24 protein-coding genes are annotated in these 26,343 nt (G+C 67.7%); 12 read left to right on the top strand and 12 right to left on the bottom strand.

What is annotated here, in order from left to right; genetic code table 11:
- Positions 1-104: 104 nt before the first annotated feature.
- The 6 genes from Sj15T_RS17025 (at position 105) to Sj15T_RS17000 (ending at position 5,226) form a co-directional block, all read left to right on the top strand.
- Positions 105-233: a hypothetical protein gene (locus Sj15T_RS17025; RefSeq protein WP_013039261.1), complete on the top strand. Its 129-nt coding sequence runs from the start codon at positions 105-107 to the stop codon at positions 231-233.
- Complete coding sequence (locus Sj15T_RS17020; protein ID WP_013039260.1) at positions 226-1,587, top strand: putative O-glycosylation ligase, exosortase A system-associated; 1,362 nt, start codon at positions 226-228, stop codon at positions 1,585-1,587. The genes Sj15T_RS17025 and Sj15T_RS17020 overlap by 8 nt, the downstream gene beginning before the upstream one ends.
- A complete protein-coding gene (locus tag Sj15T_RS17015) occupies positions 1,584-2,279 on the top strand; it encodes a hypothetical protein (RefSeq protein WP_013039259.1) in 696 nt (231 codons plus the stop codon). Before Sj15T_RS17020 ends, Sj15T_RS17015 begins: the two co-directional genes overlap by 4 nt.
- A gap of 243 nt (positions 2,280-2,522) precedes the next feature.
- Complete coding sequence (locus Sj15T_RS17010; protein WP_013039258.1) at positions 2,523-3,530, top strand: DNA topoisomerase IB; 1,008 nt, start codon at positions 2,523-2,525, stop codon at positions 3,528-3,530.
- A gap of 27 nt (positions 3,531-3,557) precedes the next feature.
- Positions 3,558-4,736, top strand: a complete 1,179-nt coding sequence (locus Sj15T_RS17005) for a mechanosensitive ion channel domain-containing protein (RefSeq protein WP_007688653.1) — start codon at positions 3,558-3,560, stop codon at positions 4,734-4,736.
- A gap of 103 nt (positions 4,737-4,839) precedes the next feature.
- Entirely contained in the window at positions 4,840-5,226 is a 387-nt protein-coding gene (locus tag Sj15T_RS17000; RefSeq protein ID WP_041386254.1) for a hypothetical protein, read from the top strand.
- A gap of 65 nt (positions 5,227-5,291) precedes the next feature.
- Here the strand turns inward: Sj15T_RS17000 and dgcA are convergent, their stop codons facing one another.
- On the bottom strand, positions 5,292-6,266 hold the full coding sequence (gene dgcA / locus Sj15T_RS16995) for an N-acetyl-D-Glu racemase DgcA (protein ID WP_013039256.1): 975 nt from the start codon (positions 6,264-6,266) through the stop codon (positions 5,292-5,294).
- Positions 6,267-6,361: 95 nt separating this feature from the next.
- Between dgcA and Sj15T_RS16990 the strand changes: the two genes are divergently transcribed.
- Together Sj15T_RS16990 and Sj15T_RS16985 are read left to right on the top strand one after the other, a co-directional pair.
- On the top strand, positions 6,362-7,648 hold the full coding sequence (locus Sj15T_RS16990) for a class I SAM-dependent methyltransferase (RefSeq protein WP_013039255.1): 1,287 nt from the start codon (positions 6,362-6,364) through the stop codon (positions 7,646-7,648).
- A 52-nt stretch (positions 7,649-7,700) separates the two neighbouring features.
- Positions 7,701-9,488 (top strand): ABC transporter transmembrane domain-containing protein, encoded by a 1,788-nt coding sequence (locus Sj15T_RS16985; protein ID WP_013039254.1) that lies wholly within the window; start codon positions 7,701-7,703, stop codon positions 9,486-9,488.
- Positions 9,489-9,538: 50 nt separating this feature from the next.
- On the opposite strand, the gene Sj15T_RS16980 is transcribed toward Sj15T_RS16985, so the two are convergent.
- Entirely contained in the window at positions 9,539-9,865 is a 327-nt protein-coding gene (locus tag Sj15T_RS16980; RefSeq protein WP_013039253.1) for a hypothetical protein, read from the bottom strand.
- A gap of 2 nt (positions 9,866-9,867) precedes the next feature.
- A complete protein-coding gene (gene pip, locus Sj15T_RS16975; RefSeq protein ID WP_013039252.1) occupies positions 9,868-10,821 on the bottom strand; it encodes a prolyl aminopeptidase in 954 nt (317 codons plus the stop codon).
- A 189-nt stretch (positions 10,822-11,010) separates the two neighbouring features.
- On the opposite strand from pip, the gene Sj15T_RS16970 reads away from it, so the two are divergent.
- Positions 11,011-13,686, top strand: a complete 2,676-nt coding sequence (locus tag Sj15T_RS16970; RefSeq protein ID WP_013039251.1) for a TonB-dependent receptor — start codon at positions 11,011-11,013, stop codon at positions 13,684-13,686.
- A 171-nt stretch (positions 13,687-13,857) separates the two neighbouring features.
- Here the strand turns inward: Sj15T_RS16970 and Sj15T_RS16965 are convergent, their stop codons facing one another.
- From Sj15T_RS16965 to Sj15T_RS16945, 5 genes are all read right to left on the bottom strand, one after another.
- A complete protein-coding gene (locus tag Sj15T_RS16965; RefSeq protein ID WP_007688643.1) occupies positions 13,858-14,175 on the bottom strand; it encodes a PilZ domain-containing protein in 318 nt (105 codons plus the stop codon).
- 319 nt (positions 14,176-14,494) lie between these two features.
- On the bottom strand, positions 14,495-14,917 hold the full coding sequence (locus Sj15T_RS16960) for a biopolymer transporter ExbD (protein ID WP_007688641.1): 423 nt from the start codon (positions 14,915-14,917) through the stop codon (positions 14,495-14,497).
- A 19-nt stretch (positions 14,918-14,936) separates the two neighbouring features.
- Complete coding sequence (locus Sj15T_RS16955) at positions 14,937-15,425, bottom strand: biopolymer transporter ExbD (RefSeq protein ID WP_013039250.1); 489 nt, start codon at positions 15,423-15,425, stop codon at positions 14,937-14,939.
- Positions 15,426-15,540: 115 nt separating this feature from the next.
- Positions 15,541-16,299 carry a MotA/TolQ/ExbB proton channel family protein gene (locus Sj15T_RS16950; protein ID WP_013039249.1) on the bottom strand — a complete coding sequence of 253 codons (759 nt, stop codon included), beginning with the start codon at positions 16,297-16,299 and terminating at the stop codon, positions 15,541-15,543.
- Positions 16,300-16,384: 85 nt separating this feature from the next.
- Positions 16,385-17,041 (bottom strand): energy transducer TonB, encoded by a 657-nt coding sequence (locus Sj15T_RS16945; protein WP_013039248.1) that lies wholly within the window; start codon positions 17,039-17,041, stop codon positions 16,385-16,387.
- A gap of 268 nt (positions 17,042-17,309) precedes the next feature.
- Between Sj15T_RS16945 and Sj15T_RS16940 the strand changes: the two genes are divergently transcribed.
- From Sj15T_RS16940 to glpX, 3 genes are all read left to right on the top strand, one after another.
- Entirely contained in the window at positions 17,310-18,170 is an 861-nt protein-coding gene (locus Sj15T_RS16940; RefSeq protein ID WP_081440687.1) for a hypothetical protein, read from the top strand.
- 114 nt (positions 18,171-18,284) lie between these two features.
- On the top strand, positions 18,285-19,589 hold the full coding sequence (locus Sj15T_RS16935; RefSeq protein ID WP_007688633.1) for a homoserine dehydrogenase: 1,305 nt from the start codon (positions 18,285-18,287) through the stop codon (positions 19,587-19,589).
- A 321-nt stretch (positions 19,590-19,910) separates the two neighbouring features.
- On the top strand, positions 19,911-20,894 hold the full coding sequence (glpX, locus tag Sj15T_RS16930; protein WP_007688632.1) for a class II fructose-bisphosphatase: 984 nt from the start codon (positions 19,911-19,913) through the stop codon (positions 20,892-20,894).
- Between the two features lie 78 nt (positions 20,895-20,972).
- Here glpX and Sj15T_RS16925 read toward each other — a convergent pair whose 3' ends face one another.
- From Sj15T_RS16925 to Sj15T_RS16910, 4 genes are all read right to left on the bottom strand, one after another.
- Positions 20,973-21,350: a MerC domain-containing protein gene (locus Sj15T_RS16925; RefSeq protein ID WP_007688631.1), complete on the bottom strand. Its 378-nt coding sequence runs from the start codon at positions 21,348-21,350 to the stop codon at positions 20,973-20,975.
- Between the two features lie 161 nt (positions 21,351-21,511).
- Entirely contained in the window at positions 21,512-23,293 is a 1,782-nt protein-coding gene (locus Sj15T_RS16920) for a sensor domain-containing diguanylate cyclase (protein ID WP_013039246.1), read from the bottom strand.
- A gap of 66 nt (positions 23,294-23,359) precedes the next feature.
- The gene (locus Sj15T_RS16915; RefSeq protein WP_013039245.1) at positions 23,360-24,826 is read right to left on the bottom strand and encodes a glycerol kinase; all 1,467 of its coding nucleotides are present in this window, start codon (positions 24,824-24,826) and stop codon (positions 23,360-23,362) included.
- Positions 24,823-26,331 carry a glycerol-3-phosphate dehydrogenase gene (locus tag Sj15T_RS16910; RefSeq protein ID WP_013039244.1) on the bottom strand — a complete coding sequence of 503 codons (1,509 nt, stop codon included), beginning with the start codon at positions 26,329-26,331 and terminating at the stop codon, positions 24,823-24,825. Before Sj15T_RS16910 ends, Sj15T_RS16915 begins: the two co-directional genes overlap by 4 nt.
- Between the last annotated feature and the right edge of the window lie 12 nt (positions 26,332-26,343).

Below are 26,343 nucleotides of genomic sequence, written 5' to 3'. Positions count from 1 at the left end.
GGCACCGTGCTCCTGCGAAGGCAGGAGCCCAGTTCAGACGTTGGGACTGGGCTCCTGCCTTCGCAGGAGCACGTTGTAGATGATGGATAGTTCGCACAGCCGCGATGATCGACGCCCTTTCCCTTTTCATCAGCCATGGCGTCATCCTGCTGGCGGCGTGGCGGCTGCTGTCGCGGCCCGATCTGGATCGCGATCCCCCTTCGGGCCCGGAAAGGGACGGCCGCGATGCGTGACCTGTTCTTCGTCGCCTTCCTCGGCGCCTTTTTCCTGGCCGGCTTCAAGCGGCCGTTCCTGCTGATCGCCGTCTATGCCTATATCGACATCGTCTCGCCCCAGCGGCTGTCCTATTTCCTGCTGAACAGCATTCCCATTTCCTTCATCGCCTTCGTGGCAGCGGTGGGATCGTGGATGCTGGTCGACGACAAGAAGGACTGCCGCCTGTCGGCGCGCCAGGCGATCCTGCTGCTGCTGCTCGCCTGGTGCGGCTATACCACGATGACGGCGGATTTCCCGATCAACGCCGCGACCAAATGGGGATGGGTGTGGAAGGCGATGCTGTTCGCCATCTTCCTGCCCGTCACGCTGCGCACGCGCCTGCGGATCGAGGCCTTGGCCCTGTTCATGGTGCTTTGCGCCAGCACGATCATCATCAACGGCGGCATGAAGACGGCGCTGTCGGGCGGCGGCTATGGCGTGCTGAACCTGATGGTGGACAATAACAGCGGCCTCTATGAAGGCAGCATCATTTCGACCGTCGCCATTTCGCTGATCCCGCTGATCCTGTGGCTGTCGCGGCACGGCACCGTCTTTCCCCCCGACTGGCGGGTCAGGCTGTTCGCCTATGCGCTCTGCTTCGCCTGCCTGTTGATGCCCATCGGCACGGAGGCGCGGACGGGCCTGGTCTGCATCGCCGTCCTCGCGGGGCTGATGCTGATGCGGTCGAAGCGGCGGTTCCTCTATGGCCCGCTGATGGCGCTGGCGGCGCTGGCGGCGATCCCCTTCCTGCCCGCCAGCTTCACCCAGCGCATGTCGACCATTGAGAATCACAGCCAGGACGAAAGCGCCTCCACCCGCCTTGCCGTGTGGAAATGGACGCTGGACTATGTGAAGGACCATCCGGGCGGCGGCGGCTTCGACAATTACCTGCAAAACAAGTTCACCTATGTCATGCAGGAACGGGTGATCGACGCCGCCGGATCGCGCATGGAAAAGCGCATGATCACCGACCATGGCCGCGCCTATCACAGCGCCTATTTCGAGATGCTGGGAGAGCAGGGCTATTTCGGTTTCCTCCTGTGGGGGCTGCTGCACCTCATCTGCTTCATCCGCACCGAGGCGATACGGCGCATGTACCGGGCGCGGGACGGGGACGAGGCATGGGTGTCGCCCTTCGCCCTCGCCCTGCAGCAGGGGCATGTCATCTACATGGTCGGATCGCTGTTCGTGGGCATCGCCTATCAGCCGTTCATCTTCATGATGCTGTCGTTGCAGATCGGACTCGACACTTATTTGACACGCAAGCGCAAATTGGCGGCCCGGCGGCCGTTATTTCCCGCAACACCAGTCGCGCAGGGGAGCGTCGCATGAAGGGCGAGTTGAGGATATTGGGCGCGGCGCACGGGCTGCTGCTGGGGCTGGTGCTCGCCGCGCCGCTGGTCGCGCCGGCGCTGCTGCCCTGGGGCGCCGAAGCCCTGTTCATCGTCGCCGCCTTCCAGTTGCGGCTGGCGGACCGGCGCTGGGAGGCGCGCGCGGGGCTGCGGGGCTGGATCAGCCATATCCGCATGGCGCCGCTGCGGCTGGCGCCCTGGGTCGGGACGGCGCTCGTCGCGCTGATCGCGGGGCCGGAGCAGGCGCGGCTCGCCGCCGCGATACTGGCCGCCATCGCCATGGGCGAATTGCTGATCTATCCGGTCATCGCCCATCTGCTCGGACGCCTGCCGCGCCGGGGCCTGGCGGGAGCGATCCTGCTGCTGCTGATCGGCTGCGGCCTGGCGGAACCGGCGCAGGCGGCGCGGTTCGCCATGGCCTTTGCGCTCGGCATAGGCGGCTGCGTCTTCTGGCTGCGCGGCCCGGATGGAGAGCCGGGCGCGACCTTGATGGCGCTGGGCGGAACGGTCGCCGCGACGGCGGTCGCCCTGCTGGCGCCAATGGCGCAGGCGGTGGCGATCCCCGCCGCGATCCTGTGCCTGACGCTGACGCTCGCCCATCTGTCGGTGATGCGCAGGCATCCGCAGCACTGGCAACTGTCCGGCGGCATGCGGTTCGGGCGGATTCATTGAGGGGTTGGGCTTCGGTCATTGGCCAGGAGTTGACATGGCCGCACCGTCACCTTCGACAAGCTCAGGACAGGCTTGATCCGGGGGCCGCTTTTTCCTCTACACCGCGCCTCGTCCAAGGCAGCGGGACCCCGGGTCAAGCCCCGGGGTGACGAATAGGGGAAATGGCGGGTAACTACCCATTCTCTTCCTGCCCCCATCGCGCATTGCGGAACGAAGCGAGGAACGGCGGGTTGAGGAAAAACCATGCCGCCCGATTCCGTCGTCCATGCCAATGACAGCCTGCCCGGCATCACGCGCAGGGCGATGAAAAGGGGATGGGCCTATTTCGACGCCAGCGGCACGCGCATCACCGATCGGGAGGAGATCGACCGGCTGAACGCCATCGCCATGCCGCCCGCCTATCGCGACTGCTGGTTCTGTCCCCACCCTCAGGGCCATATTCAGGCGACCGGCTATGACGACCGGGGCCGCAAGCAATATCGCTATCACATCGATTTCCGCGCCGCGCGGGAGGCGGAGAAATATGCCGGCTGCCCCGCCTTCGGCCGCGCCCTGCCCAGGCTGCGCGCCCGGATCGAGGCCGACCTGTCGAAGCGCGGCCTGCGCAAGGAAAAGACGCTGGCCGCGGTCGTCCGCCTGCTCGACCTGGCCAAGGTGCGCGTCGGCAACGAGCAATATGCCGCCGCGAACAAGAGCTTCGGCGCGACCACGCTGCGCCGCCGCCATGTCGACCTGCGCGGACAGGCGCTGCGGCTGCGGTATCGGGCCAAGTCCGGGCGGGAGCATGAACTGACGATCACCGACCGCCGCCTCGTCCGCTTCGTCCGCGCGGTGCAGGACCTGCCGGGGCAGCATCTGTTCCAATATCTGGATGAGGAAGGCATCGCCCGGCCGATCACCTCCAGCGACGTCAACGCCTATATATCGGAGGCGATGGGCGGCGATTTCACCGCCAAGCATTTCCGCACCTGGGGCGCCTCCGTCATCGCCTTCGAAACGCTGGCGGCGGGCAGCGTCTCGCTCAAGCAGATGATCGAGCCGGTCGCCGCGGCGCTGGGCAACACCCCGGCGATCAGCCGCAAAAGCTATATCCACCCCGCGCTGATCGCGCTTTGCCGCAACGGACAGGACATATGGCGACAGGGGCTTCGCCTGCCGCGCGCAACCCGCTATCTGTCCCGTTACGAACGCGGACTGATCGCCTTTCTGGAGGAGGCCGGCGGCACGACCGCCCTTCCCCTGGCGGCCTGATCCGCATCCAGAACCGCAAGGATATTCATGGCCGCCAAGAAAGACACCGCCGCCCTGCCGCAGATCGACGTCCGCCCGCCCAATCTCGGCGAGATGTGGCAATCGACGGTCCACTGGTTCTCGCTCCATTATCTGCAGATCCTGATCGCCATCGGCGCGGCGGTGGTCATCTACAGCCTGCTGACGGCGCTGCGCAGCGTGGGCGGACGGCTGAAGGGGCATCCGGGCGACACGCTGGGCCTTGCCAATGTCGCCGGCCGCGCCTTTGCCCGCACCACCCATTTCTTCATGGCGATGGTCGCAGCGCGGCTGGTGGTGAGCTACGCCAATCCGCCGCAGATGGTGCTGAAGACCGTCGCCTTCCTGTTCACCATCGCCGCCGTGTTCCAATGCGCGATCTGGGCGCGGGAGATCATATTGGGGCTGGTCGAGCGGCGCACCACGGCGGACGAGAGCCAGAGCCTGGCCAACGCCATGGGCCTGATCCGCGTGCTGGTGACATTCGCCCTGTTCGCCATCGCGCTGATCGTCGTGCTGGACAATCTGGGGGTGAACGTCACCGGCCTGGTCGCGGGCCTGGGCATCGGCGGCATCGCCATCGGCCTGGCGGCGCAGGGCATATTTTCCGACCTGTTCGCCGCGCTGTCGATCATCTTCGACAAGCCGTTCCGGCAGGGGGAGGTCATCACATATGACCAGACCACCGCCAGGGTGGAGCGCATCGGCCTGAAAAGCACGCACCTGCGCGCGATGAGCGGCGAGAAGAAGGTGATCTCCAACGCGAACCTCCTCCAGAAGGAGATCACCAGCCTGCAGACGCTGGCGCAGCGGCGCGTGACCTTCGCCATCGGCATCATCTACCAGACGCCGGAGGACAAGGCCGAGGCGATCCCCGCCATGCTGAAGGAGATCGTCGAGGCGGAAGGGCATGTCTTCGTCAATGCGGGGCTGGTGAGCTTCGGCGCCAGTTCGCTCGACTATCAGCTCAATTTCGACGTGCCCGACCCCGACACGCACGATTATTTCCTCTCGCGTCATCGGGTGGGCCTGGCCATATGGAAGCGCTTTAACGCGGAGGGGATCGAATTCGCCTATCCCACGCAGACCAGCTTCACCGCCGCGCCCGACGGCCGGGCGATCATGCCCTATGCTGAGGTTCAGCCGGTGGTGCGGGTCGACCAGCCGGGGGGCGACGCCCGCGCCTGACTCGCCTGGCCGCATATCGGACTCGCTCTGCCTGCTCCCGCTTGCCCGGCGCGGCGGCGGGAGTCAGGCGGGTGCGATCATGAACGGACATCTGGGAACAGCCATGAAGCCCCTCTATCTGCTGGCCGCCGCCACGCTCGCCTTCGCCCCCGCCGCCCATGCCGAAGGGATAGGGGCCGAGGTCAATTACGGGCGCGCCGATGGGCATTGGGGCACGGAAATCGGCGCGGGCTACGCGATGGACATTGGCGGCTTCAGCCTGACGCCGGGCGGCGGCGTCTATCTGCGCGATGAGGACACGAAGCTCTATGGGCGGGTGGAGGCGAGCTATACCCTCCCCGCCTCCGCCACCATCGGCGCGGGCGTGCGCTTCAGCGGCGACAATACACGCCCCTATGCGACGCTTGCGATGCCGCTGATCCCCAAGCTGCGCGCCAAGGCCAATGTGGGGCCGAAATATTATGCGCTGGGGCTGACGCTGGGATATTGAGGGTCGCCCCCCTCTCCTCCTTCGTCATGCTGAACTTGTTTCAGCATGACGGGTTGGGAGATAACTTAATCCAAGCCCCATAGCCCGCCAGGCAGCAGCAGCCCGTCGCGCAGTTGCATCCCCCCTTCCCGGTCCCTCGCCAGCAGCAGCGCGCCGTCGAGGTCGATCCAGTCCGCCCCCTGCGCCACCAGCGCGGCGGGCGCGATGCCCAGCGACGTGCCCAGCATGCAGCCGACCATCACGCGGAACCCCCGCGCCCTTGCCTCCCGCGACAGGGCCAGCGCCTCGGTCAGCCCGCCCGCCTTGTCGAGCTTGATGTTCACCGCGTCGAAATCCCCCAGCCGATCGAGGTCGGCGCGCGTGTGGCAACTCTCGTCCGCGCAGAGCGGCAGCGGCGACCTGATCCCCGCCAGCCGTTCCTCCCTGCCGTGGAAGACCGGCTGTTCGACCATCTCCACGCCCAGTTCCGCCAGGGCCTGCGCCTCCGCCGCGATGTCCAGCTCGTGCCAGCTTTCATTGGCGTCGACGATCAGCCGCACGTCCGGCGCGCCCGCCCGCACCGCGGCGATCCGCGCCCGGTCGCCCTCGCCCGTCAGCTTGCATTTGAGCAGGCCGAAGCCGCGTCCCGCCGCCGCCCGCGCATCCGCCTCCATCTTCTCCGGGTCGCCCAGGCTGATGGTGAAGGCGGTGGGCAGGGGCGCGGGCTCCGCCAGCCCGGCGAGCTTCCACACGGGCGCGCCGGCGCGCTTCGCCTCCAGATCCCAGAGCGCGCAGTCCAGCGCGTTGCGCGCCGCCCCACGCGGCATCGCCCGCAGCAGCGCGTCGCGCTCCAGCGGCCCTGAATAGGCGTTGATCGCCGCCGCGCAGCCCTCCGCCGTCTCGCCTTCATAATAGATGGCCGTGCCCTCGCCCCGGCCGACATGCGCGCCGTCGCCCACGGTGCAGACCACGACGTCCACCGACGTCTTGGCCCCGCGACTGATGGTGAAGGTTCCCGCGACCGGCCAACGTTCAACAGTCGCGGATATGATGCGGGTCATCGGCGTTCCCTATGCTGGCGATAGTCGGGTCTATGCGAACGGGCTATCCCGCCGCATAACCAGTCTCGACCCGCAGATAAAGGATAGGCTTAGCCGTGACCTCCAGAGAATTGACCGGCCTGCTGCCCATCGACGACGCCGATGCGCTGGCGGCCCGGCGTCGGCTGTCCGACATGGCCTGGCGCATCGGCTTCGGCGCGATCAGCTGGCCCTGGCTGCTTGCCAGCCTGTCGGGCGGGCGCAAGGCGGACAAGCGCGCCCTGCTGGACGAGCTTGGCCTGCCCCATGACGCCCTGCCGCATCTGGGAAGCTGGAAGGCGGACATGGGTTTCCTGCGCCATATCGTGCGGGAAATCGCGCGGCTGCGGCCTGCCCAGGTCGTGGAACTGGGGGCGGGCGCATCGACGCTGATCGCCGCCCGCGCCCTTGCCCTGCACGGCGGAGGACGGCTGACCAGCTTCGACCAGCATGACGGATTCGTGCAGGCGACCCGCAACTGGCTGGCGGACCATGGGCTGACGGCCGATCTGCGCCATGCGCCGCTGGTTGCGGAGAGCGAGGACTGGCCGGGCCGCTGGTACGACATCGACAGCCTGCCCGACAGCATCGACCTGCTGATCATCGACGGGCCGCCCTGGGCGGTGCATCCGCTGGTGCGGGGCGCGGCGGACAGCCTGTTCGCCCGCCTGTCTCCGGGGGCGGTGGTGCTGCTGGACGACGCCGCCCGCCCCGGCGAACGGCTGGTCGCCAGGCGCTGGCGCAAGCGGTGGCCGCATATCGATTTCCGGCTGAGGCATGACGGGACCAAGGGAACGCTGGTCGGCCGCCGCCGCGACACATCGGTCCCGGTCGCCAACGACAATGACCGTCGCCGCGCCTGGCGCCATATCGGCCGGGCGGCGGGCATCGCCGCCCTGGTCGCGAGCGGCTGGATCGCGAGGGGCGAATTGGGCGAGTTTCCGCAGTCCGCGCAGGCCACCACTTTCCTGGACGAGGCCGCCGCGTCCCACCGCACCGGGCTGCTGCGCCAGAGCATGGCGTCGCAAGTGGAAAGCGCGACGCTCAACCCCGGCGAGATCCAACGGTCGACCGGCATCGTCCTGCCGCCGCTGCCCGCCAGATGGCGCGTCCATGACGTGCAGCTTTATCCCACGCCCGACAGCCCCGCCGTCGCCGTGTCGATCACCACGCCGGAGGGGGAGCAACTGTCCTTCTTCGCCGACCGGGCCGAAACCCCGGCGGAGGCGCGCCCGCTGCTCGCCCGCCGCGCAGAGGACGTCATCGCCTATTGGGAGGCGGGCGACATGGCCTATGCCCTGACCGGCCGGGCCGGGCCGCAGCGCATCATGACGCTGGCGGCGGAGATCGCGCCCGCCGGCTAGGACCGATGGACAATGTTCCCTTTCACGCGAAATCCCTTTAGAGCGCGGCGTCATGGTAGATGTGGAACAGCCATCGCCGCGCGACAGGACGCGCCCCCCGCTTGGCAGCCTGGCGATGATCTGGCGCTTCGCCAGCCGCTATCCCGGCCGCATCGCCGGGGCGCTCGCCGCGCTGCTGGTCTCTTCCGCCGCGACGCTGGCGATCCCCAGCGGCTTCCGGCTGGTCATCGACCGGGGCTTCATGGGCGGCGGCGACATCAGCCGGTGGTTCGAATATCTGTTCCTGATCGTCGTGATCCTGGCGCTGGCCACGGCGGCGCGCTTCTATTTCGTGTCCTGGCTGGGGGAGCGGGTCGTCGCTGACATCCGATCGGCCACGCAGGCCAATCTGCTGCGGCAGGAACCCCGCTTCTTCGAGGAAAACCGCCCCTCCGAAATCGCGTCGCGCATGACTGCCGACACGGCGATCATCGACCAGGTGGTGGGATCGACCGTGTCGATCGCGCTGCGCAATGTGGTGACGGGGACCGGCGGCCTTATCTATCTCTTCGCGCTGGCGCCCAAGCTCGCGGGGCTGCTGCTGCTCGGCATTCCGGTCATCTTGGTGGCGATCATCGGCCTTGGCCGCCGCGTGCGCGCCCTGTCGCGGGCAAGCCAGGACCGGCTGGCCGATGTCGGCAGCGTCACGTCGGAAACGCTGGGCGCGATGAAGATCGTCCAGGCCTTCGGCCAGGAAGGACGGGAAGCGGCGCGGTTCGACACCACGGTCGAGGCGGGTTTCGCCACGGCGCGCCGCCGGATCGCCCTGCGCGCCGCGATGACCGCCATCGTCATCGCGCTGGTCTTCGGGTCGATCACGGCGGTCATGTGGCAGGGCGCGCTGGACGTCGCCGCCGGGCGCCTTTCGGGGGGCAGCATCGCCGCCTTCGTCCTGACGGGCGGGCTGGTGGCGGGCGCGTTCGGCGCGCTGTCGGAAACCTGGGGCGACCTGCTGCGCGGCGCGGGCGCCGCCGGGCGGCTGCATGAACTGATGAGCGCCACGCCGCAGATCACAGCCCCGCCCCGCCCTGTTCCGGTGCCGCGGACCGAGCATGGCGCGCATCTCCAGTTCGAGGATGTGCATTTCCGCTATCCCACCCGGCCCGATCAGGCGGCCTTGCACGGCATCTCCATCGACATCGCGCCGGGCGAGACGGTCGCCATCGTCGGCCCGTCCGGCGCGGGGAAATCCACGCTGATCCAGTTGGCGCTGCGCTTCTACGATCCCGATTCGGGCGTGATCCGCCTGAACGGCGTTCCCCTGCCCCAGGCCGATCCGGCGGAGGTGCGCGGCATGATGGCCATGGTGCCGCAGGAAAGCATCATCTTCGCCGCGTCGGCCCGCGACAATCTGCGCTACGGCCGATGGGACGCCAGCGACGATCAGATCTGGGCCGCCGCCCGCGCCGCCAATGCGGAGGCTTTCCTGCGCGCCCTGCCGCAGGGCCTGGACAGCTTTCTGGGCGATGGCGGCGCGCGCCTTTCGGGCGGCCAGCGCCAGCGCCTGTCCATCGCCCGCGCCCTGCTGCGCGATGCGCCGATCCTGCTGCTGGACGAAGCGACCTCCGCCCTCGACGCCGAATCGGAACGGCTGGTGCAGGACGCCCTCGGCCGGCTGATGCAGGGGCGCACAACCATCGTCATCGCCCATCGCCTGGCCACGGTCAGGGCGGCGGACCGCATCCTGGTGCTGGACGAAGGACGGCTGGTCGAACAGGGCGACCACGCCACGCTGATGCGGCAGAAGGGCCTCTATGCGCGGCTGGCCAACCTCCAGTTTCAGGATGTCGTCGCAGGCTGACGGCGATGGTCCGCCATCGCGTCGGACCGGGACATGCCCCGAACCGGCGATCAGCGCGTGCGGCTGGTGACGTCGGCGGTGCCGTCCGCGTGGATCTCTATCAGATGCGCGGTGCCGTCATTGCACTCGGCCTTCCAACCCCGGGCCCCGGGCCGCACCTGCATCCGCTCCGACCGGATGACGGTGGGGCAAGCCGCGCCCGACGCCCGCACGGCGCGTTCCAGCACGCCGTTGCGCTGGGCCTCGTCCAGCTTCGCGACGGCTGCCGCCGCGCCGGTTTCCGGCGTTTCCCGGCGGTCGACCGCGGTGATCGGGTCGCTGCCCTCGCCGCAGGCCATCAGGCTGAACACCCCCGCCAGCACCATCCATGTGCGCATGATTATCCTTTCGCTTGGGCGGCAAACCCGTCCGTCGCCCTGATGAGCGCGTCCAATATGCCCGGTTCGTTGAACGCATGGCCCGCCCCTTCGATCATCTCGAAGCGCGCCTGCGGCCAGGCCCTGTGCAGCGCCCAGGCGGTTTCGGCGGGGCAGGCCATGTCGTAGCGGCCCTGCACGATGACGCCGGGAATGTCCGCCAGCTTCCCGGCGTCCCGGATGAGCTGCCCTTCCTCCAGCCAGCCGCCATGGACGAAATAATGATTTTCGATGCGGGCGAAGGCCAGCGCGAAATCATCGGCCTCATGGGTGGCGGAGAGCGCCTCGTCGGGCAGCAGGCGGATGGTTTCGCCTTCCCACAGGCTCCACGCCTTGGCGGCGGCGATCCGGGCGGCGCGATCGTCGCCGGTCAGGATGCGGCGATAGGCGTGGAGCAGGTCGCCGCGCTCCGCCTCCGGAATGGGCGCGACGAAGCGTTCCCATTTGTCCGGATAGATGCGGCTGGCGCCCTGCTGGTAATACCAGTCGATTTCCTGCCTGCGGATGGTGAAGATGCCGCGCAGCACCAGTTCGGTCACGCGGTCGGCATGGCTCTGGGCATAGGCCAGCGCCAGCGTCGACCCCCAGCTTCCGCCGAAGACCAGCCATCGCTCGACGCCCATCATCCGCCGCAGCCGTTCGATGTCCGCGACCAGGTGCCAGCTTGTGTTCGCCTCCAGCTCCGCATGGGGCGTCGAGCGGCCGCAGCCGCGCTGGTCGAAAAGGAGCACGTCATAGCGTTCCGGATCGAACAGGCGGCGGTGATCGGGCGATATGCCGCCGCCGGGGCCGCCATGCAGGAAGACGGCAGGCTTGGCGCCCGGCGTCCCGGCCCGCTCCCAATAGACGCGGTGGCCATCCCCCACGTCGAGATGTCCGGAGGCGAAGGGTTCGATGGCGGGATAGAGCGTGCGCATGGGCCAAGGTGTAGAAAGTCTGGCGGGCAATGCAATCGGCAGGCGAACGGTCCCCTTTCCGGCGTCGCGGGCCGGGCGGGGCGATGCCGGGTTACATTTTGCGACAAATCTCTATGGGCATTGCCAGAGTCTTGCGACAACTCCCGCCTAGAGGGAGAGCATTCAGGGTTTGATCCTAAGGGGTAAACAGTGCGCCGTTCCTTTGCCTGTCTTCTGTTTCCGTTGATGATGAGTGCGGCGCCGGGCGCGCTGATGGCGCAGACCGAGGAACCCAGGGGCCCGGCCGGGCAGATGGACGATGCGGACGAGATCGTCGTCACCGGCCAGCCCGAACGCGGCGCCGTGGTCGGCAATGTGAGGCCGGAGCAGCAGCTTTCCGCCGCCGATGTCCGCGCCCTGGGCGTCACGTCCATATCGGAGATGATCGCGGAACTGTCGCCCCAGACCAACGGCACGCCGGTGATCCTGCTGAATGGCAAGCGGATCTCCAGCTTTTCGGAAATCCAGGACATCCCGTCCGAAGCGGTGGCGCGGGTCGACATCCTGCCCGAACAGGTGGCGCTCAGCTATGGCTATGCGCCGACGCAGAAGGTGGTGAACATCGTGCTGCGCCAGCGGTTCCGCGCCGAAACGGCAGACCTGCGGGCAGGCGCCACGACGCAGGGCGGGCGGGAGAATGGCTCCGTCGAAGGCGCGCTGCTGCGCATCCGGGGCGACAATCGCTTCACCCTCGACATGCAGTACAGGACTGCCGCGTCGCTGCTGGAAAGCGAGCGCGGCGTGGCGCCGACCGTGCAGGGCGAGCGGGCCAACCGGCAGTCGGGCATCGACGCCTTTCTGGTGGGCGGGAACGGCATGACCGGCGGCGAGCTGGCCCATCATCGCACGCTCAGCCCGGCGACGGAGAGCTTCGCCGCCAATGTCACCCTGGCCCGCGCCCTGGGCAAGGTGTCGATGACCGTCAACGGGCGGCTGGAGCTGTCCGACAATGACAGCCTGCAAGGGTTCCAGGCGGCGGCGTTCGACCTGCCGGCGAGCAACCCCTTCTCGCCCTTCGCCACGCCGACGAGCTTCTATCGCTATCTGCGCCAGGCAGGCGAGCTGGGGCAGCAGATCAAGGGCACGACCGGCCATGTCGGAGTGACGCTCAGCGGCCTTCTGGGCGGCGGCTGGCAATGGTCCTTCACCGGCAATGGCGATTATTCGAACACCCGCACTTCGACCGACCGGGGATTCGCGACCGGCGCGATCCAGAGCGCGATCGATGCGGGCGCGGACCCGTTCGGCGGCTTTTCGTCCGACCTGCTGTCGACGCGGGTGATCGACCGGGCGAAGGCGGAATCGAGGGCGGTGCAGGGCGACCTGCTGTTGTCGGGTCCGCTGTTCGACCTGCCGGCCGGCGCGGTGACGACCGCGGTGCGCGTGGGCGGATCGGCCAATGGCTTCGATAGCTGGTCGATCCGTTCGGGCGAGCAGCGCGACAACAGCTACAGCCGGGAAATCGGCAGCGGGCAGGTCAGCGTCGACCTGCCGATCACCAGCCGGTCGAAGGGCGTGCTGGGCGCGGTGGGCGACATCGGCGTCAATGTGAACGCGGCGGCGCAGCATTATTCCGACTTCGGCACGCTTTCGACCCTGGGATACGGCATGCGCTGGCGGCCGGTGCCCGCCGTGCAGTTGCTGATGTCCGCGAACCAGGATCGCGCCGCGCCCACGGGCGCGCAGATCACCGATCCGCCGATCTCCACGCCCAATGTGTCGGTGTTCGACTATGCGACCGGGCAGACCGTGTTCGTGACGCAACTGAGCGGGGGCAATGCAGCCCTCAGGGAAAGCGTGCGCGATCAGTTCCGCCTCAGCGCCAATATCAAGCCGTTCGAGAAACCCAATCTGACGCTGACGGCGACCTACGCCAACAGCCGGACGAGCAACCCGATCTCGGCCTTTCCGACGCCGAGTCCCGCCATCGAGGACGCGTTCCCCCAGCGTTTCCTGCGGGACGATGACGGCAATCTGACGCAGATCGATGCGCGGCCGATCAATTTCCTGCGGTCGCGGAGCGAGCAGCTTCGCTGGGGTTTCGACCTGTCCGTTCCACTGAAATCGCACATCCAGAAGGTGGTGGAGGCCTGGCGGGCCGCGGGCGCCAAGCCGGAGGAGCGACCCAGGGAATTGCAGGATCTGCGCGGCCTGTTCGGCAATCGCGGGCCGGGCGGGCAGCGCCCCCAAGGGCAGGATGGCGGCGAGCGGCCACGGGGCGAAGGCGATCGCGGCGGTCCGGGCGGAGGCCTTGGCGAAGGCCCGCGAAGACCGGGCGGCGGCTTTGGCGGGCCGGGCGGTTTCGGCGGCGGAAGGGGCGGCGGAGGCGGTGGGCGGCTCAGCTTCAGCCTCTATCACACCTGGCATCTCAACGAGAGCATCCTGATCGCGCCCGGCGTGCCGGAACTGGACCTGCTGAACGGCGACGCCACAGGGTCGTCGGGCGGCCAGCCGCGGCATGAGCTGAATGCGCGGCTGGGCTATGTCAATAACGGCCTGGGCGCGCGGTTGAGCGTGGATTGGGAAAGCGGCACCCATGTCGATGGCGCGCTGGGCGGAACGACGGGTGGGGCATCGCGGCTTGACTTCGGCAGCCTGGCGACGGTGGACCTGCGCCTGTTCGCCAATCTGGGGCAGATGCCTTCGCTGGTGAAGAAGCATCCCTTCCTGCGCGGCGCGCGCATATCGATCGGCATCGACAATCTGTTCAACCAGCGGCGCAGCGTCACCGACGCGGACGGGATCACGCCGGTCCGCTACCAGCCCGGCTATCTCGACCCGCTGGGGCGAGCGGTGACGATCAGTTTCCGCAAGCTGTTCTTCTGACGGGCCCGCGCCGCAGCGCCGGTCAGGCGTGTTTGGGCCAGCGCTGCGCGTTTAGGGCCGACTGGAAAATGCTCCAGAGAATGCTGCGCGTGACGCGGGGGCGTTCATCGCGCCGATGAGAGGCGCGATGGGCGAATGGTCGGCACATGCCCTTAGGCAAGGCCCGATGGCTTATTGGCCGATTCGGATGATGTGATCGAGGATCGCCGGATGCAGCGGGCGTTCGAAGACGCAGCCCGATTCATGCGACCGGCTCCACAACACGCGCGCGCGGCGGCCTTCGAAGCCCGGCAGCATGATCCAAAGATCGTCGCCGGCCGCCAATTTCATGAAACTTTTGAGGCGGAAGCCGACTTCGGAGACATCCGTGACCTGGCTCTTGAACCAGGTTTCGCCCGGCCGCCGGATCCGAACGCCGATCAGCGCCGTGCGGCGATCCGCCAGACGATTGCTGCCGCGATACGGATTTGTCTGAACTGTGGCGCCCATGATCCAATGCCGATTTGACCATCCGCATCATCGCCGGTCGCGGTGAAGAAAGCATTAAACCGGGCAAGGCCAGGCAAAAATAAGGGGCCGCCGAAGCAGCCCCCATGCAGGTCCGCGCATCACGCGCTCGATTGCGTCACCCCAGCCCGCGCCCGGAAACGGGAAGTCGAACATTCCCGGCCAGACAGCGGCGGCGTATTCGTGCCCTGAGGGCGCACAGGCGTTCGATGATCCAGCGAACGCCCGACATGCGCCCCGACCGATGCGCAAATCTTTCCCGAACCGGGGTCCAGCGTTGCCGGACCCGGTCCCGACGGCCTTAGAAATTGCCGTATTGTTCGTTGCCGACGAAGCCCAGCTTGGTCACGCCGGCGCGCTTGATCTCGGCCAGCACCTCGTCGACGACGACGTAGCGGGTGGCCGCGTTGGGCTGGAACTGCAATTCGGGCTCGACCGGCAACCGCAGCGACTGCTGCAGATACTGACGCAGGGTCAGCAGGTCGATGGCCGAACCGTTCCAGGTGATGACGCCGCTGGGATCGATCGCCACCTTGTTCTTGACAGGGTCGATGACGCTGTCGGTCGGCGGGGCGTTCTGCGGCAGGTCGATCTTGACCGCGTGGGTCTGGATCGGGATGGTGATGATGAACATGATGAGGAGAACGAGCATGACGTCGATCAACGGCGTCGTGTTCATTTCCACCATCGGTTCGCCATCTTCACTTCCGGCACTCATAGCCATGTGGCGATACTCCTAGAACTTAAAGCCGGCGGGTCGTCGTGCCCGGTTCGGGCTCGGAGATGAAGCCGACCTTCGGGAAACCGGCGCGCTGCATCGTGTAGATGGTGCCGCCGATGCACCGATAGGGAACGTTGATGTCGCCGCGGATATGCACTTCGGGCAGATCCTCCGGCGTCAGGTTCTCAACGCCGCCCGCCTTCTTGATGTCCGCCTCCAGCTTCGCGACCGCGCGGTCGAGCAGCTCGTTGGAGGACACGCGGGTCAGGTTCCAGTAGACCGCACAGCTACCGTCGGAAGCCTGCGTGATCGACAGGGAAACATTTTCCGGTTTCGTCGTCGTCGGCTCGAACGCGACCTTGGGAAGCTGTAGCTGAACCGTCTGGACGACGACCGGGACCGCGATGAGGAAGATGATGAGCAACACCAGCATGACGTCGACGAGCGGCGTCGTGTTGATGTCGGACATCGGCTTGTCGTCACCGCCGTCAGAGCCAACACTCATTGCCATTGATTATTTCCTAACATGCTTGTCGATGGCGCCCCGGCGTTCCGGAGCCCACGTCCGATAAGGGGAGACCGAGCGTCGCAGCCGCCGCCGGCCCCCTTATCGGCATCTCAGCCTATCAGGCCTTGGTCGGCGCGGCTGCCGGCTTGGCGGCCGGAGCGGCCGGGGCAGCGGCGATCGTCGGCTTCACGGCGCCGTTCGACACCAGGTGAGCCAGCAGGTCGACGGTGAATCCGTTGAGCTGTTCGGCGATCGACTTGTTGCGGCGCTGCAGGAAGTTGTAGGCGAGCACCGCGGGAACGGCCACGGCCAGACCCAGGGCGGTCATGATCAGAGCTTCACCGACCGGGCCGGCGACGGCGTCGATCGAGGCCTGACCGGCGGCGCCGATCTTGATGAGCGCGCGGTAGATGCCGATAACCGTACCGAACAGACCGATGAACGGCGAGGTCGAACCGACGGTGGCGAGGAACGCCAGGCCGCCGCCGAGCTTCGAGTTGATCGAGGCTTCCGAACGGGCGAGCGAGCCGTGCAGCCAGTCATGGGCTTCGACCGGGTCGGTCAGCTTGGTGTGTTCTTCCTGGGCCTTGATGCCGTCATCGACGATCTGCTTGTAGGCCGAGTTCTTTTCGAGCTTGGCGGTGCCTTCCTTCAGGCTGGCGGCGCGCCAGAAGGTTGCGCGAACCTTCTTGCCCTGGTTGATCACCTTCTGCTGTTCGATCAGCTTGGTGAACAGAATGTAGAAGGTGCCGACCGACATACCGCAAAGGATGATGAAAACGGTCCAGGCGATGGTGCCGCCCTGCTCCAGGGCCTCCATCAGGCCATAGGGGTTCTCCGCCTTGGGCGCGGCAGCTGCTGCGAGATACATCAACATGTTCAAGACTTCCCTCTCAAAGGATCAATAAACAAGGGTAGGCGGCGTCCAATCATCCGGAGGCGACCGCCCGCCCTTTTCAAAATCACTCCGGCAGACGCCAGGTGATCCGGCCATTGTACGTGTCCGACATCGGACCGCCTCCGGCTGCCGTCGCGGGCTTGAACCTCGCACGTCGCGGCAGCAGGCGGCACGTCGCCTCGTCGAGGTCGGCATGGCCGGTCGAAGAGGTGATGGTGCAGTTGGTCACGCGACCGTCCGGACCGATTTCCAGGCGGAACCCGGCCGTGCCCGAACGTTCTTCACGCTGCGCGCGGCTGGGATAGTCGGCATCGCTGAGCCAGCTACCCGGACTGCTGCGCGGGGACGCGCGGGAGGCGGGAACCTCCGGCGGCGGCGGAGCCGGCGGCGGCGGCGCGGCGACCGGAACCGGGTTGAAGACCGGCGGCGGGGTCCGGACCGTCTGAATCGGCGGTGCGGGCGCCGGGGTCTGAACGATCGGCGGCGGCGCGACGACCGGCGGCGGTTCGACCGGCTGGTCTGGCGGCGGCGGCGGCGGCTCCTCGTCCGGTGGCGGCGGTTCCTCCTTGACGTCGATCACGTTCAGCTGTTCCGCCGCCTTTTTGACATATTTCATGCCAAGGCCGGTGACGAAGGCGTAACCCAGAACAGCGTGAATCAGGGCGACGATGATGATCGAGATCGTACGACTCGATCCTTGCGAGTGGTCAGCATAGGCCATTCGGCAACGACACTCCTTAACTCAGCTTACCAGTTGTTATTCGGCAAATAAGCCAAAAACGGCCCGAGCTGGCCGGGCTAACCCCGGTCATCTTGGCCCCTATCCGTCCATTTGCTACCGTGCGAACTCCTATCGCGGCGCATCGTGGCACGCAAACGCTTTATCGATATGATCATTTGCGACCGCCATTACACACCGGAAAGACTTGCATGTGACAAACATGTCACGGACTGCCATCATTAGGACGAAGATGAAAAAGAAATCCACCATGCCCCTGCGGACGCTCACCCTGATCTGCCTCATTTTCGCCGCACAATCGCGGATTTCTGCGGCTCAGCCGGATTCGGACCGGATGGTAGCGCAATCATCCGAGCGTGTCGCGGGCCTATCCTATACGGACATAGCCGACCTCGCCGACGCCGCGCCGCTGGTGGCACAGGCGCGGATTGGCAACATCATCAAGTTGAAGCCGGGGCAGGCCGGCGCCGTCCAGCCGGGGCATCAAAGGGTCTATGTGGAGGCGAATGTCGGCGCGCTGATTCGCGGCGAAGGGGGAATCAGCCCGACCGTCCGCTACCTCTATGACGCGCCGCTCGACGCGCGGGGCAAGATGCCCAAGCTGAAGAAGGCGCAGGTCATCCTGTTCGCGCGTCCCGGAGGGCGTCCCGGCGAAATCCAGCTCATCGCCCGCGACGCGCAGATCCTCGCCACCCCGGCCGAGACCGAGCGGGTGAAGGCGATCCTGTCCGAACTGGTCGCCGTCGATGCGCCGCCCCGCATCGTGGGGCTGGGCGACGCCTTCCACGTCGCGGGCACCATCGCCGGGGAAGGGGAGACGCAGATCTTCCTGCGCACCGAAAATGGCGACCCTGTCTCGCTGTCCATCCTGCGCCGGCCCGGGCAGCAACCGCGCTGGGCCGTGGCGCTGGGCGAGATCGTGGATGAGGCAGCCCGCCCCCCCGCGCCCGGCAGCCTGCTCTGGTACCGCCTGGCCTGCGGCCTGCCCGATGCCCTGCCTGCCCGGTCCGTGCGCGCGCTGTCGCCCCAGGATGCCGAGCTGGCCCGCGCGGATTATCGGATTGTCCTGGACGCCCTTGGCCCCTGCGGGCGGACGAGGACGGTTCGCTGACCTGGCAGCGGCGACAGCCTTTCCGGTTCCGGCATCGGCTCCTTTTCCTTGGACAGACGCGCAGAGGCCGCTATCAGCGCGGCGTCTCGTGATCAGGAAGGATGAACGCAAGCCATGACCAATCTGCACCGCCATGCCCCGCTGCGCGTCGCGCTGGTCGGCCTCGGCACGGTGGGCGGCGGGGTCATCCGGCTGCTCCAGACCAATGCGGACCTGATCGCCCGCCGCGCCGGCTGCCCGATCCAGATCGTCGCCATCTCCGCCCGCGACCGGAACAAGGATCGCGGCGTCGACCTGTCGCCCTATGAATGGGTCGACGACATGACGACGCTGGCGACACGCGACGACATCGACGTGGTGGTGGAACTGATCGGCGGGGCGGACGGCCCTGCCCTCACCCTCGCCCGCCAGTGCCTGAGCGTCGGCAAGCCCTTCGTCACCGCGAACAAGGCGATGCTGGCCCATCATGGCCTGGACCTCGCCGGGCTGGCGGAAAAGGCGGGCGTGGCGCTCAAATATGAAGCGGCGGTCGCGGGCGGCATCCCGGTCATCAAGGGCATGCGCGAGGGCGCGGCCGCGAACGAGATCGCCCGCGTCTACGGCATCCTCAACGGCACCTGCAACTATATCCTGACCACGATGGAGAAAGAAGGACGCGGCTTCGACGAGGTGCTGAAGGAAGCGCAGGAACTGGGCTATGCCGAAGCCGATCCCAGCTTCGACATCGACGGCGTCGACGCCGCGCACAAGCTGACCATCCTCGCCAGCCTCGCCTTCGGCACGGAACTGGATTTCGACGCGGTCGCGATCACCGGCATCCGGCACGTCATCGCCGCCGACATCGCGGAAGCGGCGGCGCTGGGCTATCGCATCCGCCTGGTCGGCATGGCGGAGAATGGCCCGGAAGGCCTGTTCCAGCGCGTCCATCCGATGCTGGTGCCGCTCGACCATCCGCTCGCCCATGTCGACGGATCGCTGAACGCCGTGGTGGCGGAGGGCAATTTCGTCGGCCGCCTCTTCTTCCAGGGGCGCGGCGCCGGCGACGGCCCCACCGCATCGGCGGTGGTCGCGGACCTGATCGACGTGGCGCGCGACGAATATGGCGACGCGCTGGCCATGCCGGTCGCGGCGCTCGCGCAGCAGAAGCCCGCGGATGCCGGCAAGCGGGTCGGCCGCGCCTATCTGCGCTTCAAGGTGCAGGACCGGCCCGGCGTGCTGGCGGAGATCGCGGCGGCGACCCGCGACGCCGGCGTGTCCATAGAGAGCATGATCCAGCGCGGCGCCAGCCAGACGGACGGGGTGCTGGTGGCGATCGTCACCCATGCGGGCGAGGAACGCTGCGTGCGCGAGACGCTGGACCGGCTGGCCGGGTCGGACAGCCTGCTGCAAACGCCGGTGGTGATGCATATACTGGATTGATGCTTGGAGGTGTGTTGGCGGGGCTGAAGTTGGCCGATAGCTGACATTACCACCGTCACCCCGGACTTGATCCGGGGTCCCGCTTTTCCCTCCACACCGCGCCTCGTCCAAGGCAGCGGGACCCCGGGTCAAGCCCGGGGTGACGAATAGGGGGAGGGGTGACGAATAGGGGAACGTCCGCAATCCATCCAATCTCGCCATATGACGGCGCTCAATCGGACAAATGCCTTCATTGCATCGCTTCGTGAAAGGCACGCCCTCGACAATGGCCGGCCGACATCCTATCGCCCTCCCCAAAATAGCGGCTGAAGGGGAAACGACATGGTGCAGGCAAGCTCGATACTCGATCGCGTGCTGGTGCTGGAGATGGTGCGCGTGACCGAGGCGGCCGCCATCGCCGCGTCGAAGCTGATCGGCCGGGGCGATGAAAAGGCCGCCGACGCCGCCGCGGTCGAGGCGATGCGCCTGGCCTTCAACGACCTCTATATGGACGGCACCGTCGTCATCGGCGAAGGCGAGCGGGACGAGGCGCCGATGCTGTACATCGGGGAAAAGGTCGGCAACGCGATCGGCACCGGCCCCCGGATCGACATCGCGCTCGATCCGCTGGAGGGCACCACCATCACCGCCAAGGCCGGTCCCAACGCGCTGGCCGTGCTGGCGATTTCCGAGGAGGGCGGCCTGCTCAACGCGCCAGACGTCTATATGGAGAAGCTGGCGGTCGGCCCCGGCCTGCCGGACGGCGTCATCGACCTCAACAGGCCGGTGAAGGAGAATGTCGAGGCGGTCGCCCGCGCCAAGGGCGTCGACCCGCATGAGATCATCGTCTGCGTGCTGGACCGGCCGCGCCATGAGAAGCTGATCGCGGAGCTGCGCGCCATCGGCTGCGGCATCATGCTGATCCCGGACGGGGACGTGGCAGGGGTGATCGCCACCACCGATCCGGAAACCAATATCGACATGTACATGGGTTCGGGCGGCGCGCCGGAGGGCGTGCTGGCCTGCGCGGCGCTGCGCTGCGTCGGCGGGCAGTTCAAGGGCAAGCTGCTGTTCCGCAACGACGACGAGCGCGCCCGCGCCCGCAAATGGGGAATTGCCGATCTGGACAAGGTCTATGACCTCAACGAACTGGCCAAGGGCGATTGCATCTTCGCGGCGACCGGCGTCACCGACGGATCGCTGCTGGCCGGGGTCAAGCGGCTGCCGGGCGGCAGGCTCACCACCGACAGCGTCGTGATGCGCGCCAGCACCGGCACCGTGCGATGGGTGAAGGGCGAGCATCGGCTGGACCGGAAGCCGATCTGAGCCGGGGTCGAGGACCGACTTTCTTGGCTTGCCGCATTTCCGGATCGCTGGGCGGTCCCGCCTGAGATGCCGGAGCGGCTATCGTCCAGCGCGGTGATTGAGATCGTGACCGAGCGCCAGGATGCCGACGCCCAGCAACGTATAGGCGCTTTCCTGCCAGCCATGGTCCATGGTGAGCGCGCCCGCCATGATGCCCAGGCCCAGCGATCCGATGGCGGCCGGCATCATGAAGCCATGCGCCACAGCGCCATGGCCGAGCGCCACCGCGCCGAGCAGGATCGCCAGCGCAAGTCCGGCCTCATGGAAGATCGGGCTTTCGAAAATCCCCCCGGCCGAGGCGAGCACGCCGAGCAGCACGGCCGTGCCGAAGCAATGCGCCACGCACATGCCCGACAGAGCGATCGCGAGGCGATCGATCCGGCCGTTGAGCAGATGCTGGCGAAGGCTGATCGGCATGGTGCGTGCTACATAAGCGAGGCGGGGGAAAGTTACAACATATCATCGCGAGATTCTTGCGATAGACTTGGGGAACTTTTCGGCCCGCCATTATCCCCGTCGCGCTGCTGCGCGCGCCCAACCGCCGGGAGGGCGCTTCGTCCAGAGAGTCGAAACGCTCCCTACGCCGCCAGGCGCAGGCAGTTCCGTCCGCTGTGCTTGGCGTTGTAAAGCGCCTTGTCCGCCGCCTCCAGCACCGCCTGAGCGTCGCTCTGGCTGCCCAGCCCGACCAGGCCCGCGCTGAACGTCACCGGGATCACCTCGCCCGAATCGATCTGAACCGGATGGGCCGTCACCATTTCGCGCAGCCTTTCGCAGATCATGCTCGCCCGCACGACATCCGTGCCGCTCAGCAATATGGCGAATTCCTCGCCGCCCAGACGGCCGATGCTGTCGCCGCCGCGCAGCCCCGGACGCAGCCGCTCCACGAAACCCGCCAGCACGCGGTCGCCCGCGCCATGGCCATAGCAATCGTTGACCGCCTTGAAATGATCGATGTCGATCAGCAACAGGCAGGCCCGCGCACCGTGGCGGACGCGCAGCATCTCCTCCTCCAGCTTTTCCAGGAAGGCCCGGCGGGTGTCCGCCCCGGTCAGCGAATCCAGCGCCGCCACCTGCTGAAGCGCGCGTTGCCGCGCCTTGTGCCGGGACATGTCGCGGATCGTGCTGACGACGCCGGTGGGCAGGCCGCGTTCGTCGACGACCGCGCGAGCCACCATCTCGCACCATTCGCTGCCCTGCGCGGAGATGAAGGGGCGGAATTCCACCGTCTGCACCTCTCCCGGCTGGTCCAGCGCGCGCTCCAGCGTCGCGATCACCTGGTCCCGGTCCGCGGGGTCGACCAGATTGGCGGCATCCTGGCCGATCAGCAGTTCCGGGGCGCAGCCGATCTGCTCCGCCGCGGCGGGGGAGGCATATTCGATCACGCCGCCGACGCTGATGTTGAGCACCACGTCGCCGCTATTTTCCGCAATGGCGCGATAGCGCGCCTCGCTTTCCTGCAACATCTGGAACAGGCGGCGGCGGCTGTTCAATTCCGCCGCGATCGGCATGGACAGCAGGAAGCTGAAGGCCAGGAAAAGCTGGAAGAACTGCATCCGCTCGCCCAGCGTGCCGGGGATCATGTACAGCGGGCCGTGGCCGGTCATGGTCGCCATGCCGCCGATCATGGCCAGGATCATGACCGAAGCCGCCGCGCCCAGATTGCCCAGGCGGAACACGATGGCGACCATCGGCAGCAGCAGCGCGAACAGCAACGGATAGCGCGCCGCATAGAAGACGAAGGCGGTCGCCAGCGCAAAGAGCAGCAACAGCCCCAGCGCCTCCCACTTGCCCCGGCGCGAGGTCTGGCCGAACCAGCGCCGCAATTCGCCCCGCATCAGCATCATCAGGATCGGCGTGCAGGTCAGCCCGCCCAGCACATGCCCGGTATACCATTGCAGCAGCGACGAGGCGAAGGGCACCGTCGTCAGCGCCGACGCGACCGTGGCGGCGGCCAGGCCCGCGATCAGATTGGCCGGGCCGCAGAGCGCCAGGATGAAGACGAACAGCCGCTGCATCGATCCGGCGAATTTGCCGCCCGGCGCGAAGCGGCGGCAGATCAGCGCGACGATCACCGCTTCCAGCAGGTTGATGACCGCCATCGGCACGGCGGCGAGCGTCCCCATGCCCCACAGGGCGGTCGACAGCGCGCTCGCCACGCCGCAGACGATCAGCGCCCCGGGCCAGGCGCCGGCTCGCGACGTCAGCAGATAGGCCATGAGCAGCGCATTGGCGCCCCAGATGAAGGCCAATCCCCCTTCGAAGCGCGAGCTAGCCAGCGCCAGCGCCGCCATGAGGAAATAGGCGCAACCCAGGGCGAGCGGCGCAAGGCGGGAAGAAGGATGTTGAAGAGACGTCTGCATGTTCCGCCCCGCATTAGACGCTTATCGTTAAAATATACTCACGATTCCGAATATACACGCGAGAAATCACGCACAGGCCAGCAGCGCATGCCAACGCCGCAGCCTTTCGTTCCTGGCATCGTCCGGCAAGGCCGGCGTGAAGCATCGCCGTTCCGCCCGCATCGCCGCGGCTGCCGCGGCGAGGGAGGGAAACAGGCCCGCGCCCACCGCCGCCAGCATCGCCGCGCCCCTGGCGGTGGTCTCCACATCGGCGGGGCGATCCACGGGCAGGTCCAGAATGTCGGCCAGATCCTGCGCGATCCAGTCGTTGGCGCTCATCCCGCCGTCGATGCACAGGGTCCGCCAGGGCATGCCGTCGGCCGCGAACGCGCCGGCCAGGTCGTGAAGCTGGTGGGAGAGCGATTCGAGCGCCGCGCGCACGATATGCGCCCGCTTCGTGCCCAGCGTCAGCCCATGGATCGTCCCCTTGGCGTCGGCGCGCCAGTGCGGCGCGCCCAACCCCGCCAATGCGGGCAGCATGGCGACGCCGCCGCTGTCGGGCACCGAACGGGCCAGCGCTTCGCTTTCCTCCGCCGTGGCGATCAGGCGCAGTTCGTCGCGCATCCACTGGACCAGGCTGCCCGCGACGAACAGCGATCCTTCCAGCGCATAGCTCGTCTCGCCCGGCAGGCGGCAAAGCAGGGTGCCGAGCAGCCGATGCCGCGACACCGGCACGGCCCCGCCCATATAGGCAAGGACGAAGGCCCCGGTGCCCAATGTCGCCTTGGCGTCGCCCGGCGTCAGGCAGGCCTGGCCGATGGTCGCCGCCTGCTGATCCCCCATCAGTCCCCGGATCGCGATCGGCTGGCCGAACCATTCGGCCTGCGTCGCGCCAAAGGCGCCGATATTGTCGACGATCTCCGGCAGGGCCTGCGGCGGCACGCCGAACAGGTCGCACAGGCCGATGTCCCAATCCGTGCCGTCCAGCGCCATCAACTGGGTTCGGCTGGCATTGCTGGCGTCGCTGACATGCTGTCCGCCGGTCAGCTTCCACATCAGCCAGCTTTCGATGGTGCCGAAGGCGAGCCTGGCTCCCGCCTCCGCCACGGCGGGCGCATGGTCCAAAAGCCAGCGCATCTTCGTCGCGGAGAAATAGGGGTCGAGCACCAGTCCCGTCCGCCGCTGGACCGCCTCCTCCTCCCCCGCCTCGCGCAGGGCGGCGCAATGACCGGCGGTGCGGCGGTCCTGCCAGACGATGGCGGGGGCCAGCGGCTCGCCTGTCCGCCGGTCCCACGCGACCACGGTTTCGCGCTGGTTGGTGATGCCGATGGCGGCGACCTGATCCGCCCCGCCCGCCAGCGCCACCATGTCGCGCGCGCAGGCCAGGGTCTTTTCCCAGATCTCCGTCGCATCATGCTCGACCCAGCCGGGCCGGGGATAATATTGGCCAAGGTCCGCCTGCGCCATGCCAAGCCGCCGCCCGTCCGGGGCGTAGAGCATCGCCCGGGTGGATGTCGTGCCCTCGTCCAGCACCAATATCGGCCGCTCGCTCATCCCCTCTCCCCCAGCCACTCGCGGACATGCGCGGTCTGGCGCGCATCCAGACGCAGCCCCAGCTTCGTCCGCCGCCATAATATGTCGTCGGCCGTCATCGCCCATTCGCGCGCCACCAGATAGCGCAGCTCCGCCTCCGTCAGGCCGTGGCCGAAATGCGTGCCCAGCCCGCCCATGTCCCGCGCCCCGTCCAGCCAATCCCAGGCGCGGGTGCCATAGGCGCAGGCGATCCGCTCCACCGAGGCATAGTCCAGGAAAGGATAGTCGCAGCCCAGGTCCGCGATCAGCCGGTCGCGCTCCCGCATCGGGAAGTCGCCGCCCGGCAGCGCCGCCTTCGCGGTCCAGTCGCCGCCCGACAGGCTGGGGAGAAAGGGCTTCAGCATCGCCACCGCCTCCCCGGCAAGGCGGCGATAGGTGGTGATCTTGCCGCCGAACAGGCTGAGCAGCGGCGCCTCTCCGTCCGGCGCGTCAAGCTCCAGCCGGTAGCCCCGCGTGGCCGCTTCCGGTCGACCGGAGCCGTCGTCGACCAGCGGGCGGACCCCGGCATAGGACCACAGCACATGTTGCGGCGCGATGGTCCTTCGGAAATAGCGGTTCGCCCCGTCGCAGAGATAGGCGATCTCTTCGGGATCGGGCCGGACGTCGTCGACCGATCCCCCATGGTCGCGGTCCGTCGTGCCGATCAGGGTGAAGTCGCGCTCATAGGGCAGGGCAAAGAAGATGCGGCCGTCGGGCAGTTGGAAGAAATAGGCGAAGCCGTGGTCGAACAGGCGCGGCACGACGATATGCGATCCGCGCACCAGCCGCATGTGGCGGTCCGTCTCGCCATGGGCGCGATGGAGCAGGTCCAGCGCCAGCGGCCCGGCGGCGTTGACCACGGCGCGGGCGCGGAAGCGCGGCGTCGTTCCGTCGCCTGCCTGCGCATGGATCGTCCAGCCGCCGCCTTCCCGCTCCAGCCGCCGCACGTCCGTCCGGGTGCGCACCTCCGCGCCCCGGTCGGCGGCATCGCGGGCGTTCAGGATGACGAGGCGCGCATCGTCCACCCAGCCGTCGGAATAGACGAAGGCCGTGCCGAAGCCTGTTTTCAGCGGCCGCCCGGCCGGATGCCGGCGCAGGTCGACGCTCTGGGTCGGCGGCAGGGCGCGGCGGCCGCCCATATGGTCATAGGCGAACAGGCCAAGGCGCAGCATCCAGCGCGGCCGCAGCCCCGGCACCCAGGGCAGCACGAAGCGCAACGGATGGATGATGTGCGGTGCGATCGCCCAGAGCCGCTCGCGTTCCGCCAGCGATTCGCGCACCAGGCCGAACTCCCGATGCTCCAGATAGCGCAGCCCGCCATGGATCAGCTTGGTGGAGGCGGAGGAGGTGCCCTGCGCCAGGTCGCCGCGCTCCAGCAGCAACACCCGCGCACCGCGCCCGGCCGCATCGCGCGCCACGCCGCAGCCGTTGACGCCGCCGCCGATCACGGCGAGGTCGTAGGCCGCCGGGTCCGTCTCCCTTGTCACGCCGCCACCCTA

Origin of the sequence: Sphingobium sp. TA15 (genome assembly GCF_037101235.1) — a bacterium.
GTDB lineage: Bacteria > Pseudomonadota > Alphaproteobacteria > Sphingomonadales > Sphingomonadaceae > Sphingobium > Sphingobium indicum.
This window is presented reverse-complemented; position numbering and strand designations above follow the sequence as displayed.